The sequence below is a fragment of the Clostridium sp. C105KSO13 genome (assembly GCF_001517425.1).
Lineage (GTDB): Bacteria > Bacillota > Clostridia > Lachnospirales > Lachnospiraceae > Muricomes.
The window spans coordinates 1-13,171 of the sequence record NZ_FBWL01000154.1; the positions used below are offsets into that span (position 1 = coordinate 1).

Here is a 13,171-nt window from a genome sequence, read left to right on the forward strand (position 1 = left end):
ATTTCATGTATCGAGCCGCTTAAATCTCGTCACTATTATACTTCTATTTTAGGCAGGTTGACAATCTGTCTTTTTGGTATACGCAAAATTATTTTTTGTAATTCAGAGTCTGTTCTTTTTGTTCAAATTTCAAAGATATTCGTGCGGGCTTTCTTAACTAAACAGTGTTTCAATGATTTACAGTATATGATATACTGCTTTCATCTAGAAAAGGCTTAACTAAATGACATTGCATAAATGATTATGTTTTAGTAAATTAGCACTAGCAGTCCTGCACATTTCCTTTTTGAATGTGTTTATCCACAATAGCTTTCATACACTTCCAGATGTCCTTAGAAGTCTCTTCTATTTTTTCATTTCTCTTATAAATCTGGGACCTTTTAACCTTATGCTCTGCCCAGCTTATACCATCTGTCGCATCATTGAGCAGCAAAGGCTGAAAATTATCAAGCAGATGAGCATATTTTGCCTCTGCACTTTCGTATTTCTCAAACTCCTCCCACAAATCGCGGAAAAGTTTCCCCTGATCTTCCGGGAGAATGCCAAAAATGCGTTCTGCTGCCTGCACTTCCCTCGCTCTTTTTGTCTCTGCTCCGTCAGAATCATATGCATATGTATCCCCCGCATCAATTTCAACCAAATCATGAATCAGCACCATAATCATAACCTTCGTCAGGTCCGCTCCGGGTACGTATTCCTTCAGAAGAACCGCCATCAATGCAATATGCCAGGAATGTTCCGCATCATTTTCCTTTCTCTTCCCATCTGCCAGATAGGTCTGTCTGTAAATATTCTTTACCTTGTCAATCTCTTTGATAAATTCAAGCTGCTGGTCCAAACGTGTCATGTCATCACCTTTCCCTTCGGTCTGTTATAAGCCGTATTGTACTCCATTTCTTTCCAAACGTCAAAGCGTCTGCTGAAGATTTACTTTTTGGCCTCATAGCCTCGAAAAAACTCTGACAGACTGTTTAGTGTCTTCAAAAGAACCGGTATTTCCTCTGCATCCAGGCTTTTAACCACCGCGTCTGTCATCTGCATGTGGTAGTCCTTGTGATGAGAAAATGCCTTTCTTCCCTTCTCGGTAAGACGGACATAGACGACACGGCGGTCAGATTCACTTCTTTCCCGCACTAAATATTTTTTGTTCACAAGACTGTTGACAGACGTAGTAAGAGACCCGGCAGTAATGCCGAGTTTCCTGGCTACCATAGACATCGTACTGTCGTTTCCGAGCCCGACAGCCTCTATGATGTGCATGTCATTGTTGCTGATATCCTTAAATTCCTCAGTGATAATTGCTTTCTCTTCCAGCTCCCAGATTTCATTAAATAAATGAACGAGGATGTCGTTAATCGTCTCATATGCGTTCACAGATGGGGTGCTCCTTTTTTTATTCCTCTTCTACTGTCAGGACAATGTCAGAACACTATTTGTTATCAAACAGAGAATCTACTACTTCCTTTACCGTCTCTATGCGCTTAGCTTTATATGCATAAGCTCCACAGAATAATAGTGCCTGATCCGCCTTGCCCTTTGCAGCATTTATCAGACTGTCCGTAATACAATATGGGATATCATTCGGGCTACATTTCGCGAGACAGCCATGACATGGGGTATGGGGTATCTTTTCTTCTAGCATAACACGTTTCATAAACGGATTCAAGATTGCGCGTCCCGGCATACCCACAGGACTTTTTACAATAACAATGTCTTCTTTTTCTGCCTTCAAATATGCGCCTTTAAATTCTGTCGGAGCGTCGCATTCTTTCGTCGTAACAAATCTCGTCGCAACCTGCACTCCGTCCGCCCCCAGCCCGGCGGCATGTTTCACGTCATCGCTGTCAAAGATGCCCCCCGCAAGTATGACCGGAATCTTTTTCTGGTATTTTGTTTCATATCCCCGGATGATTTCTATAATCTTTCTGACCTCTTCGTCATAAACCTTCGGTGAGTACTGCTGCAGTTCATCCTGCCTGAATCCTAAATGTCCCCCGGCCTTTGGGCCTTCAATTACGACCAGATCCGCCGTTCTTCGGTATTTCCTGTCCCAATATTTTAAAATAACCTTTGCCGATCTCTCCGTAGATACAATGGGCGCAATCTGAGTTCTGCTCCCTGCCGTCAGTCCCGGGAGTTCTGTGGGCAGCCCGGCCCCCGAAATGATAATATCAGCACCGGCTTTTACGGCCGCGGCAACATGGTTCTTAAATTCTTTAAGAGCTGTCATGATATTGTACCCAATAATACCTTCAGGAGAGATTTCCCTCGCTTTATTCATTTCTTTTTGAATGGCTCTTTCATTTGCCTTGACAGGACTCTTTTCAAAATCCGGCTCCCCAAATCCAATCTGGGCAGTGGAAATAATGCCGACGCCGCCTTCTGCCGCTACAGACCCGGCCAAATTTCCCAGACTGATTCCAACTCCCATTCCCCCCTGAATGAGAGGAATTCTGGTTGTTTTTTCTCCTACTTTAAATGGACCCATATTTTAAAAACCTCTCCTTAACTCTATATTCTCCGGAATCTCTGATAACGCTTTTCTACAAGTTCATCGTTGGAAAAGCCTGTATACACTCTCAAAAAATCACTTAAGGCGACTTCCAGCCGGTTACAGACCTTTCCAAGGTTCTCCCGGGTATAATTCTCCGGCTCTGCAATTACCTGTTCAATCACTTCCAGTTCCAGTAAATCTCCTGCTGTCAGATGCATTACTTCGGCTGCCTCGCCGGCTCTTTTGCTGTCCTTCCACAGAATACTTGCAAACCCCTCGGGAGAAAGCACGGAATACACAGAATTTTCAAGCATCCATACTTCATTGGCAACAGCCATAGCCAGTGCACCGCCGCTGCCGCCTTCTCCAATCACAATTGAAAGTACAGGCACCTTTAAACCCGACATTTCATATAAATTTCTCGCAATGGCCTCCCCCTGCCCTCTTTCTTCCGCTTCCAGACCACAAAATGCACCGGGAGTATCTACGAAGCAGATAACAGGGCGCCCAAATTTCTCCGCCTGCCTCATCAGACGCAATGCTTTCCTGTATCCATCAGGAGATGGCATGCCGAAGTTTCGTTCTATGTTTTCTTTGGTGGTCCTTCCCTTTGCCTGGGCAATAACGGTTACCGGGCAGCCGTGAAAATATGCTGTGCCACCTATAATTGCCTTATCATCTTTAAAATAACGGTCTCCGTGAAATTCCATAAAATCATCGAATAAGCTTTCAATGTAATCGTCCGCCACAGGACGATCTTTTCTCCGGGATAGCAAAACCCGATCCCAGGCATTTATGGGAGTATCTTCCTCTGACATCTTTTTAAAAGCTTCTGCGAAGTTTCCTTTTAAACCTTCTGCTCTTCCGCCCTTACTGTGCAGCTTTAGTATCTCTGACAGTGTCTCTTTCATATTCTCACGCTCTACGATTTTGTCGACAAAACCATGCTCCAGTAAGAACTCAGAACGTTGAAATCCTTTGGGCAGCTTTTCCCCGATTGTCTGCTCTATGACCCGGGGCCCCGCGAATCCAATGAGAGCATTTGGTTCCGCCAGAATAATATCACCCAGCATTGCAAAACTTGCAGTAACCCCTCCTGTTGTTGGATCGGTCAAAATGGAGATATAAAGAAGTCCTGCATCACTGTGGCGTTTTAATGCAGCAGAAGTCTTTGCCATCTGCATCAAAGATATGATTCCTTCCTGCATTCTAGCTCCGCCAGAGCAGGCAAACAATATAACAGGAAGCCGCTCTTTAGTGGCGCGCTCTACGGCGAGAGTGATTTTTTCACCTACCACCTCCCCCATGCTTGCCATCATAAAGCGACCGTCACACACACCGATTACAGCTTCCCAGCCATTAACCTTAATCTTTCCCGTAACAATGGCTTCTTCCAGCCCTGTCTTTTTCTGCAGCGCCTCAATTTTTTCTTCATATCCTTTAAACTTCAGAGGATTTGCAGTGACAAGACCTTTATCCCATTCCTCAAAGGAGCCTTTATCCGCCAGCATTTCAATCCGGCGGCAGGCATGCACACGAAAGTAACCGTGGCATTTGGGACAGATATAGAAACCATTTCTCACATCCTCTGTCATAATAGCCGATCCACATTTATTACATTTGCTGAGAAGCCCGTCAGGAACTTCAGGTTTGGAATCTCTTAGAGAAATATAATTCTTCTTTCTTGTCTTCTTAAACATATTCTGTAACTTCATACGACAGCTCCTCATCTCCAATAACCGCAAAGGGGACTCGCAAAGGGGACTGACCCTTTTGAGGCCCGTTTTCAGAATATTCTTACAACGTTTCTATAAATTCTATATCTATGTCTCCCGACTCAAAGTTAGGATGATGTAGTATTTCATATTGGTAGTCTACATTTGTCTCTATCCCCTCTATGATAATCTCCCCAAGTGCACTCTGCATTTTCCGAATTGCTTCTTCACGGGTCTCTGCGTGTACAATCAATTTGGCGAGCATGGAATCGTAGTAGGGTGTTACTGTATAGCCACTGTAAATGGCAGAATCGATGCGCACGCCCTTTCCTCCGGGAAGGTACATATCTGTGATGGTTCCGGGGGAGGGGCGGAAGTTTTTTTCAGGATTTTCAGCATTGATTCGGCACTCTATAGCGTGGCCCGTCATTTTGATGTCGTCCTGGGTATAATTTAGAATTTCTCCGTCCGCTATGCGGATTTGCTCTTTAATCAAATCAATCCCGGTCACCCACTCTGTCACCGGATGCTCCACTTGAATTCTCGTGTTCATTTCCATAAAGAAAAAGTTACCATTCTTCTCCAAAAGGAATTCTATAGTCCCGGCACTCGAATAGTTTGCTGCTTTTGCGGCCTTTACGGCAGCCTGCCCCATTTTATACCTCATTTCGGGAGAGATAGCTATGGAAGGAGATTCCTCTATCATTTTCTGGTGATTTCTCTGGATAGAACAGTCCCGCTCCCCAAGATGCACTACATTGCCGTGTTTATCTGCAAGAATCTGGAATTCTATGTGCCTGGGATGCCGAACAAAATGCTCTATATACATCGTTTTGTCCCCGAAGGCCATCTGTGCTTCTTTTTGGGCTGTATTAAAACTGCTTTCAAATTCATCTGAGGTTTCAGCCACACGCATTCCTTTACCCCCGCCTCCAAGAGCCGCTTTTACAATGACAGGATATCCGATTGCTTTGGCAGCAGCAGCACCTTTTTTTGCATCAAAGATAGGTTCCTGACTGCCTGGGATTACAGGTACATCCGCTGCCACCATAGTATTCCTGGCTTCCTGTTTATTCCCCATTTTACGGATTACGCTGGAATTAGGGCCAATAAATGTAATATTGCACTGCTCACATAATTCTGCAAATCTACTGTTCTCTGACAAAAATCCAAATCCAGGATGAATGGCATCTGCACCGGATACCAGTGTAGCGCTTACAATACGCTCCATGTTTAGATAGCTCTCTGATGAGGATGCAGGACCAATACAGATTGCCTCATCTGCAAGCTGTGTATGCAGAGCTTCCCGGTCAGCCTCTGAATAAACAGCCACTGTCTCTATCCCCATCTCTCTGCAGGCACGGATAATGCGCACAGCGATTTCTCCCCGGTTTGCAATCAATACTTTTTCAATCATACCCTGTACATCTCCTTAATCTCCTACCATAAATGTCAGCTCTGCAGTGACTACAACTTTACCATCCACAGAGGCAGTCGCCTGGCCTACACCGACGGGTCCTTTGGTCTTAATGATTTTTGTTTCCAGCTTGATTTTGTCCCCCGGAACCACCATTCCTTTAAATTTGCATTTCTGGATACCGCCAAAATAAGCAGTCTTACCTTTATTTTGTTCCTGACTCAAAATAGCGACCGCTCCTACCTGGGCAAGTGCCTCCACTGTCAGGACGCCCGGCATAACAGGATGTTCCGGAAAATGTCCTTTAAAAAAGTCTTCTCTGTATGTCACACATTTGTACCCTACCGCATACTGCCCCGGTTCGTAATCTTCAATATAATCTACCAGAAGAAATGGGTGTCTGTGAGGGATAATCTCCTGAATTTGTTTTATATCCAATTTATTCATTTTCAACCCGCTTTCTCAAAACTTAAAAAAGGGACTGTTCCCTTTTTCATGCTGCTCTAATTAATAACAAATAATGGCTGCCCATATTCTACGGCATCACCATTTTCTACCAGTATATCTGTTATGGTTCCTGCAAAATCACTTTCTATTTCATTCATCAGTTTCATAGCTTCCACGATGGCGAGCACCTGCCCTTCTTTTACATCATCCCCTATCTTTACAAAGGGGGATGCATCTTCCGAAGGAGACGTATAAAACGTCCCAATCAGTGGGGACTTTACTATATTTCCATCAACAGTCCCGGTCTCTTCTTTTCCGGGAACCATCTTAGCTTCCGGGATTTCCGGCACATCCCTCAAAGCAGGTCTGTCCTGTCCCACAGGCACTGCTGCTTCTAAGAAGTCTGCTGTTTTTTTTAGAGAAAGTTTTACACCGCCTTCTTCGTATTTGAATTCTGTCAATGTGGAATTGGATACTGCTTCTACCAGTTCTAATATTTGCTCTGTTTTCATGGATTTTCCCTATCCTTCATACTTTTTTACTAATAAGGTTGCATTATGTCCGCCAAACCCGAGAGAGTTGGTAAGCACATAGTTTATTTCTTTTTCTATCGGTGCACCCACCGCATAGTTCAAATCACATCCCTCACCGGTTTCTCTGGTTCCCATAGTCTGGTGGATGTATCCATCCTGAATACTTTTCACGCATACAACAAATTCCACGCCTCCCGCTGCTCCCAGAAGGTGGCCTATCATAGACTTGGTAGAGTTTACGACAACATTTTTGGCTGCATTTCCCAGAGCCTGCTTAATTGCCCTCGTCTCAAAGAGATCATTTTTCTGCGTACTGGTACCGTGTGCATTGATATAATCCACCTGGTCCGGTGATATCCCGGCCTCCTTTATAGCCAGCTCCATAGCCTTTTGTGCCCCTTCACCATTCTCCTCGGGTGAAGTGATGTGATATGCATCCCCTGTAGATCCATACCCGACCAGTTCTGCGTAAATATGGGCCCCTCTGGCCTTTGCATGTTCCAGTTCCTCCAGCACAACAACCCCAGCGCCTTCGCCAAGTACAAACCCATCTCTATCCTTGTCAAACGGTATGGATGCCCGCATGGGATCCGGACATGCGGAAAGTGCTGTCAAGCCCGAAAAACCTGCAATTCCGGTGGGGCAAATGGCGCTTTCCGTTCCCCCCGCCACCATGATATCCGCATCGTCATACTGGATTGCACGAAATGCATCCCCGATACAGTTGGTTCCCGAAGCACAGGCTGTTACCACATTTGAACACTTTCCTTTTAGCCCAAGTTGGATAGATACATTCCCGGCAGCCATATTAGATATCATCAGCGGAACCATCAATGGATTCACCCTGCTGGGACCCTTCTCCACAATTTTTGTATAATTTTCTTCTATCACTTGAAGACTCCCGATTCCAGAACCCACAATCACACCGGCCCGGTAAGGATCCTCCTGCATCATATCGATTCCCGCATCCGAAAATGCTTCCTTCGCCGCAGCAACCGCATATTGGGAAAATGGTTCCATGCGCTTTGCCGATTTAAAGTCCATTCTCTCTTTTGCCACAAAGCCTTTTACTTCTGCTGCAACCTGCACTTTGTATTCAGATGCATCAAATCTGGTTATCGGTCCGATACCAACTTTCCCCTCACGGATTCCGTTCCAGAATTCCTCTACTGAATTACCGATTGGAGTCACTGCCCCCATTCCGGTTACTACAACTCGTCTTTTCATATTGATCTCCTATATTGCTATTTTACATTGCCATTCCGCCGTCTACACAGAGCACCTGACCTGTGATATAACCGGCCTCTTCCGAAGCCAGAAATGCAACCGCCCCCGCAATATCCTCCGGCTTGCCAAAATGGCCCAGGGGAATTCCGGCTGCAGCTTCTTCCTTAGTCTTCCTAGGAAGCCCCTCTGTCATCTCTGTGCAGATAAATCCCGGTGCAACTGCATTCACAGTCACCCCCCTGGATGAAAACTCTCTAGCCACGGATTTTGTAAGGCCGATAACGCCTGCTTTAGAAGCCGAATAATTGGCCTGCCCTGCATTTCCCATAACTCCCGATACGGAAGAGAGGTTGATAATCCGTCCGCTCCTCTGCTTTATCATCTGTCTGGCGGCAAACCGGATACAGTGAAACGTGCCTTTCAAGTTCGTATTCATAACGGCGTCAAAATCCTCCTCAGACATTCTCATCAGCAACCCGTCCCTGGTTATTCCTGCATTGTTGACTAAAATATCAATCCGGCCAAACTTCGAAAGGATTTCTCCCAGGAAGTTTTCACAGGCGTGAAAGTCAGAAACATCACACTGGAATATTTCCGCCTTACCTCCTCCCTGTACGATTTCTGTTTTTACTTCTTCTGCCTTCTCCCGGGAGCCATTGTAATTAATTGCAATGGCAGCGCCATCTTTTGCCAGTTTCAGTGCAACAGCTCTCCCGATCCCCCGGGAGGCCCCTGTGACAACTGCCACTTTTCCTTCTAACATAATTCACCAACCACCTTATCTGCATCTCTCCAGGTTTCCACGTTGTAAACTTTCGCATCTCTTTTAATCTTTCTCATAAATCCCCCAAGGGTTTTTCCGGGTCCCACTTCCACGAAGACCTCCACGCCGTCTTTTATCATATTCTCCATGCTCTGCTGCCAGCGCACAGAAGATGTTACCTGCTTTTCAAGCAGAGGCTTTATTTCTCTGACATCATCTACATAACCCGCAGTCACATTTGTAACATAAGGAACCTGCAGACTATGCAATTCTATTGGTTCTAAAACTGCCGCCAGTTTTCTCCCTGCTTCCTTCAAAAGAGGAGAATGAAAAGGTCCGCTTACATGCAAAGGCAGCACTCTCTTTGCTCCTGCCTCCTTCAAAGCTGCTGAGGCACACTCCACTCTTTCCTTCCACCCGGTAATCACAATCTGTCCCGGGCAGTTATAATTTGCAATGCTGACACCTTCTATCTCAGCAAGTACAGCCTTAATCTGGTCAGCATTCATACCAAGAACTGCCGCCATAGCCCCCTTTCCATCGGGAACTGCCGTCTGCATCAGAATTCCCCGCTGTCTGACCGCCCGGATGGCATCGTCTTCACTCATTCCTTTGCTCACAGCTATGGCACAGTATTCGCCCAGGCTTAACCCCGCCGTCACATCTGGTTTGAGTCCCTTTTCCTCCAGAACCGCTGTCATTGCCAGGCAGGTTGTCACAAGGGCAGCCTGGGTATACTCTGTCTGGTCCAGCAAATTGTTTTCTTCAAAGCACAGCGCTTTCATATCTATATTCAGCAGCCTGGAGGCCCTGTTAAAAATCCCCGCTGCCGCCTGACTATTTTCATAAAAATCTTTTCCCATCCCGGGCTTTTGAGCACCCTGTCCGGGAAATATAAATGCAGTCTTACTCATAGAATCCTTTTCCTCCAATCAGGCTGTCTGTTTCTCTTGCCAGCTTCTGAATCAGATCCCGACACGCTAGTTCTTCCTTCACCATTCCGGCTATCTGCCCTGCCATCACGCTGCCGTTTACAACGTCACCTTCTACAACGGCTTTCCTAAGTCCTCCCAGTGTCAAGAGCTCCAGTTCCTCAAAGCCGGCGCCCTCCTGCTCTTTCTGCAGGTAGGTCTTTGTCATCTGATTGCGAAGAGCCCGTACCGGATGTCCTGTGGAACGTCCGGTTACTCTGGAATCAATATCTCTTGCTTTCAGAATGCACTGCTTATAATTTTCATGAACCATAGATTCTTTCGTCACCACAAAATGAGTCCCCATTTGCACTGCCTGTGCGCCAAGCATAAATGCCGCCGCAATTCCTCTGCCGTCGGCAATTCCTCCGGCTGCTATAACCGGAACATTTACTCCATCCACAATCTGGGGTACCAAAACAAAGGTTGTGTTTTCACCGATATGTCCTCCGGCCTCTGTGCCTTCCGCCACAAGGGCGTCTGCACCGCAGCGCTCCATGCGTTTTGCAAGTGCCACAGAAGCAACAACCGGAATCACTTTCACTCCTGCTTCTTTCCACATCTTCATATATTTTTCGGGAGAACCCGCACCGGTAGTGACTACCTTTACGCCTTCCTCGACTATAATTTTCGCGACCTCATCCGCATAAGGACTCATTAGCATAATGTTTACGCCAAAGGGTTTTTCTGTCAGCTTTTTCGCCGACCTAATCTGTTCACGTACCCAATCGGCAGGGGCGCTTGCAGCTCCGATCAGCCCAAGCCCGCCTGCTTCTGATACGGCGGCTGCAAGATGATATTCAGCAACCCAAGCCATTCCACCCTGGATAATTGGATATTCAATTTCTAAAATTTCGGTTACTTTTGTCTTCATACGAACAACCTTTCTGTTATAATATTTCTATTTATGTCTTTCCAGGTATTTTATTACATCCCCAATCGTAGCAATCTGCTCCAGGTCTTCCGAAGGAATCTCTACGTCAAACTCTTCCTCAAATGCCATAGCCACTTCAAACAAATCCAGCGAATCTGCCGCCAGATCTTCCTTGAACGAAGTTGCCCCCGTAAGTGTTTCAATATCTGCTCCTAAGGACTCCGCTACAATTTCTTTAACTTTTTCTAACATAATTTTAAATTTCCCTTCTTATTTTTTTACCTGCTCAGAGCCAAACCGTGTGAACCCCCAGGTTTTCGAGACTGGTTCTGAATAGTTGCTTTTTATGTAATCCGGTAAAACCGGGAATTACTTACTTTCTTACCACTCAAGGCAGGCTGCTCCCCAGGAAAGTCCGCCTCCGAAGCCTGCTATTACCAGTTTTTGCCCTGTCTTCAGCATCCCCTTATGGTTCATCTCATCCAACAAGATGGGAATACTGGCTGAAGATGTGTTTCCATATTCATCCAGATTCACTGGGAATTTGTCAATATCCTGTTCCAGCCGCCTTGCCACTCCTTCAATAATTCTTTTATTTGCCTGATGAAGAACAAAATAATTAACTTCATCCAATGATATATCCGCCTCTTTTAGGACCTCCAGTATTACCTCGGGCACCTTTCTTACTGCAAACTTAAATACTTCCCGGCCGTCCATCTTTATATAAGAATCCACATCCTCCTCGGGAATCCAGCCTTTGCGGTGTCTGCTCATACAACTAAGAGCATTCCCTCTGTTTCCATCGGAGTGAGTCACCGGCCGGTACAAAGTTCCCTTTACTGACTTAAGCACTGTGGCTCCGGCTCCATCACCAAAAAGGATGCAGGTGCTTCTGTCCTTCCAGTTCAGCAGGTTAGATAAACTCTCAGAACCTATCACCAGTACAGTCCGGCACATGCCGGATGTAATGTAAGCCTGGGCTGTATTATAGGCAAATACGAATCCCGTACAGGCAGCATTCAAGTCAAATCCGGTGGCATTCACTGCACCGATTTCCCTCTGTACTTCACAGGCAGCACAGGGCAGCATTGTCTCGGAGCTAAACGTAGAGACCAGAATCAAATCCAGCTCTTCAGGGGCAACACCGCCATTTTCTAAAGCTCTTCTGGAGGCAGCCACCGCCATAGATACTACCGTCTCCTCCTGTATTATGTGCCTCCTTATAACCCCCGTCCGTTCCCTGATCCATTCATCATTTGTATCCACAAGCTTAGCCAAATCGTCATTATCCAGAAAATGAGCTGGCACATATGAGCCAGTTCCACATATCTTTCCAACCATATTTTGTCTCCATGTTTTATTTTGACTTCAAATATCTTTTATTTAAAATATTTTGATTATCAAAGTATATATCACATTGTTCTTGTTTGTCAAGATGAAATAGAAAAATACATATGGATAAACTGTTACACTTTTACAAAAAAGATAAAATTAGGGGTTTACAAAGACGGGTATTCTATGATATTATATCACTTGTCGAGCGGAAGTGGCGGAATGGCAGACGCGCTAGATTCAGGTTCTAGTGGGAGTTTATCCTGTGAGAGTTCAAGTCTCTTCTTCCGCATAAAGGCTGTAATCCTTACGGATTACAGCCTTTTTTGTTTTTCCTTGCATTTACTTGCTTTGCCATATTCACTTATTTCCGGTGTACCGTCAGCAAGACGAATCATTCTTCTTTACGTTCATTGTTTCTCTTCCCACCATTTCATCAAGTGATACTCCAAAAATATCTGCCATAGCTGATAACTCGTAAATATCCGGTGTTCGTTTCCCCACCTCATAATTTGAAAGTGTCTGCCTCTTCATATACATTTTTTGTGCCAACTGTTCCTGCGTCATATTCCGTTGCCCTCTCAACGCTTTTATATTGCGCCCAATTGTGTTTTTCGTCATTTCTTTTTTCCTTGCCTTCTCCACATATGGATTCATCCATAGGAATCAACATCTATACTCACCTTCGCCCATTGCTGATATTATATATTTTTGGACAATTTAAGTCAATCTACCAAATACACGAATTACGACCTTCAATATTATATATAATCAACAATTTTATCTTTTCTTGCATTTCTCGTAAGTTATTTTGGATAGACTTGTTTACTTGATTGTGAACCAAAAAAAGAGACAGACTACTCAGCCTGTCTCAGTAATATTTCGGAACTGCTCGGAAACCGCAGGTTTCCAAACTTAGTTCTGTCTCAGCTTTTTTTAATGAATGTGGTGCTGCATTTGGGGCAGCGGATTTCTATCTTTCCTTTCCCTCTTGGGACACGTATTTTTTGACTACATGTGGGACATTTATATATGTGGTGTGTCTTTCGCTGCCTCCACATACTCTTCTGTTTGTAAAAGAAACTGCGTATCTTATATGTTCTTGTCAAAAATGTCTGATTTTCAGTATATCGTTTTGTGACGTTTCTTGAAAACATCCTGAAATAGCAATAGATAATTAAAATCCAGCCAAGTGCATAGCAAATTGTACCGACAACTCTCCCTCTAAAAACGGAGGAAAGAAATACAACTATAAGACCGATAACAAGCAGAAATTTGGAAAATGCATCTACTCCATATCTTCCCTGCATAAACCGCATCATCTTTTCTCTCATGATTTACCATCCTAACTTTTATTCATCCTGTAACAACCTATAGAATATTTTCCTCCATCATACA

At 44.8% G+C, this 13,171-nt stretch carries 15 protein-coding genes and 1 tRNA gene; 1 reads left to right on the plus strand and 15 read right to left on the minus strand.

Going from position 1 to position 13,171, the window contains the following annotated elements; all coding sequences use genetic code 11:
* Positions 1 to 262: 262 nt before the first annotated feature.
* The 13 genes from BN3456_RS04455 to BN3456_RS04515 all read right to left on the minus strand — a co-directional run bounded on the left by BN3456_RS04455 (position 263) and on the right by BN3456_RS04515 (position 11,782).
* Entirely contained in the window at positions 263 to 847 is a 585-nt protein-coding gene (locus tag BN3456_RS04455; protein ID WP_089982939.1) for an HD domain-containing protein, read from the minus strand.
* 80 nt (positions 848 to 927) lie between these two features.
* Positions 928 to 1,374: a MarR family winged helix-turn-helix transcriptional regulator gene (locus BN3456_RS04460; protein ID WP_089982940.1), complete on the minus strand. Its 447-nt coding sequence runs from the start codon at positions 1,372 to 1,374 to the stop codon at positions 928 to 930.
* A 55-nt stretch (positions 1,375 to 1,429) separates the two neighbouring features.
* Positions 1,430 to 2,488: an NAD(P)H-dependent flavin oxidoreductase gene (locus BN3456_RS04465; protein WP_089982941.1), complete on the minus strand. Its 1,059-nt coding sequence runs from the start codon at positions 2,486 to 2,488 to the stop codon at positions 1,430 to 1,432.
* Between the two features lie 23 nt (positions 2,489 to 2,511).
* Positions 2,512 to 4,194 (minus strand): acetyl-CoA carboxylase carboxyltransferase subunit alpha, encoded by a 1,683-nt coding sequence (locus BN3456_RS04470; RefSeq protein WP_347457808.1) that lies wholly within the window; start codon positions 4,192 to 4,194, stop codon positions 2,512 to 2,514.
* A 97-nt stretch (positions 4,195 to 4,291) separates the two neighbouring features.
* Positions 4,292 to 5,626 (minus strand): acetyl-CoA carboxylase biotin carboxylase subunit, encoded by a 1,335-nt coding sequence (locus tag BN3456_RS04475; protein WP_089982943.1) that lies wholly within the window; start codon positions 5,624 to 5,626, stop codon positions 4,292 to 4,294.
* A gap of 15 nt (positions 5,627 to 5,641) precedes the next feature.
* Positions 5,642 to 6,073 (minus strand): 3-hydroxyacyl-ACP dehydratase FabZ, encoded by a 432-nt coding sequence (fabZ, locus tag BN3456_RS04480; RefSeq protein WP_089982944.1) that lies wholly within the window; start codon positions 6,071 to 6,073, stop codon positions 5,642 to 5,644.
* Between the two features lie 56 nt (positions 6,074 to 6,129).
* The gene (gene accB, locus BN3456_RS04485; protein WP_089982945.1) at positions 6,130 to 6,585 is read right to left on the minus strand and encodes an acetyl-CoA carboxylase biotin carboxyl carrier protein; all 456 of its coding nucleotides are present in this window, start codon (positions 6,583 to 6,585) and stop codon (positions 6,130 to 6,132) included.
* 9 nt (positions 6,586 to 6,594) lie between these two features.
* Positions 6,595 to 7,833 (minus strand): beta-ketoacyl-ACP synthase II, encoded by a 1,239-nt coding sequence (gene fabF, locus BN3456_RS04490; protein WP_089982946.1) that lies wholly within the window; start codon positions 7,831 to 7,833, stop codon positions 6,595 to 6,597.
* Positions 7,834 to 7,855: 22 nt separating this feature from the next.
* The gene (gene fabG / locus BN3456_RS04495) at positions 7,856 to 8,596 is read right to left on the minus strand and encodes a 3-oxoacyl-[acyl-carrier-protein] reductase (protein ID WP_089982947.1); all 741 of its coding nucleotides are present in this window, start codon (positions 8,594 to 8,596) and stop codon (positions 7,856 to 7,858) included.
* Positions 8,590 to 9,510, minus strand: a complete 921-nt coding sequence (fabD, locus tag BN3456_RS04500; RefSeq protein WP_089982948.1) for an ACP S-malonyltransferase — start codon at positions 9,508 to 9,510, stop codon at positions 8,590 to 8,592. The genes fabG and fabD overlap by 7 nt, the downstream gene beginning before the upstream one ends.
* Positions 9,503 to 10,441 carry an enoyl-[acyl-carrier-protein] reductase FabK gene (gene fabK, locus BN3456_RS04505; RefSeq protein WP_089982949.1) on the minus strand — a complete coding sequence of 313 codons (939 nt, stop codon included), beginning with the start codon at positions 10,439 to 10,441 and terminating at the stop codon, positions 9,503 to 9,505. Before fabK ends, fabD begins: the two co-directional genes overlap by 8 nt.
* A gap of 27 nt (positions 10,442 to 10,468) precedes the next feature.
* Positions 10,469 to 10,693 carry an acyl carrier protein gene (gene acpP, locus BN3456_RS04510; protein ID WP_089982950.1) on the minus strand — a complete coding sequence of 75 codons (225 nt, stop codon included), beginning with the start codon at positions 10,691 to 10,693 and terminating at the stop codon, positions 10,469 to 10,471.
* A gap of 129 nt (positions 10,694 to 10,822) precedes the next feature.
* On the minus strand, positions 10,823 to 11,782 hold the full coding sequence (locus tag BN3456_RS04515) for a beta-ketoacyl-ACP synthase III (RefSeq protein ID WP_089982951.1): 960 nt from the start codon (positions 11,780 to 11,782) through the stop codon (positions 10,823 to 10,825).
* A 199-nt stretch (positions 11,783 to 11,981) separates the two neighbouring features.
* Here BN3456_RS04515 and BN3456_RS04520 point away from each other — a divergent pair.
* A tRNA-Leu gene (locus BN3456_RS04520) sits at positions 11,982 to 12,065 on the plus strand.
* A gap of 89 nt (positions 12,066 to 12,154) precedes the next feature.
* Here BN3456_RS04520 and BN3456_RS04525 read toward each other — a convergent pair.
* Positions 12,155 to 12,394 (minus strand): helix-turn-helix domain-containing protein, encoded by a 240-nt coding sequence (locus BN3456_RS04525; RefSeq protein ID WP_089982992.1) that lies wholly within the window; start codon positions 12,392 to 12,394, stop codon positions 12,155 to 12,157.
* Between the two features lie 305 nt (positions 12,395 to 12,699).
* Positions 12,700 to 13,107 (minus strand): hypothetical protein, encoded by a 408-nt coding sequence (locus BN3456_RS04530; protein ID WP_089982952.1) that lies wholly within the window; start codon positions 13,105 to 13,107, stop codon positions 12,700 to 12,702.
* Between the last annotated feature and the right edge of the window lie 64 nt (positions 13,108 to 13,171).